This is a genomic window from Candidatus Buchananbacteria bacterium CG10_big_fil_rev_8_21_14_0_10_42_9, from assembly GCA_002773845.1.
Taxonomy (GTDB): domain Bacteria; phylum Patescibacteriota; class Patescibacteriia; order Buchananbacterales; family 21-14-0-10-42-9; genus 21-14-0-10-42-9.
The window spans coordinates 17,469-17,909 of the sequence record PEZZ01000015.1 but is presented as its reverse complement, the minus strand read 5'-3'; the positions used below and the strand labels follow the sequence as shown (position 1 = coordinate 17,909).

The following is a 441-nucleotide window of genomic DNA, read 5'->3' as shown; positions in this document are numbered from 1 at the left end:
AAAAATATTGAGCAAGCTGAGGAGTCTGATAAGCAATGTTATTTTTCATAACTGTAGCCTTTTTCTAAACTGAAAAGGAAAACCTTACTTGTACAAGTCCCAGTAGTCATCTGATTTCATGTGCTTTTCAACAAGCTCAACATCTTCAGGACTATCTACTGAAAATGATTTTATGTGTGGATAAGGCGCAATGTATTGCCGAAACGGCATATCAAGAATTCGGTTGCTATCACAGGATTCAAGTTTTTCGAGACGCGTTTCCGCATGATCGGTAAAGAGTTTGAGGTATTTCCAGCGAAATGCAAAAATTCCATAAATTCGTCGTGCCATAAGCTCTGGAGAAAAAGCTCCCTTATAATAAGGCACGGGTGAGCGAGAGGTGTAGAGAACTTCCCCCTCATCATTATGAATGATCTTAACCGTATCTGGATTGCGCCATAT

General features: G+C 39.7%; 1 protein-coding gene. It reads right to left on the bottom strand.

Annotation, left to right across the window (positions count from 1 at the left end; genetic code table 11):
- Positions 1 to 84: 84 nt before the first annotated feature.
- On the bottom strand, positions 85 to 441 hold a 357-nt coding region (locus tag COT81_02205; protein ID PIS05252.1), incomplete at its 5' end, for a 3-deoxy-manno-octulosonate cytidylyltransferase.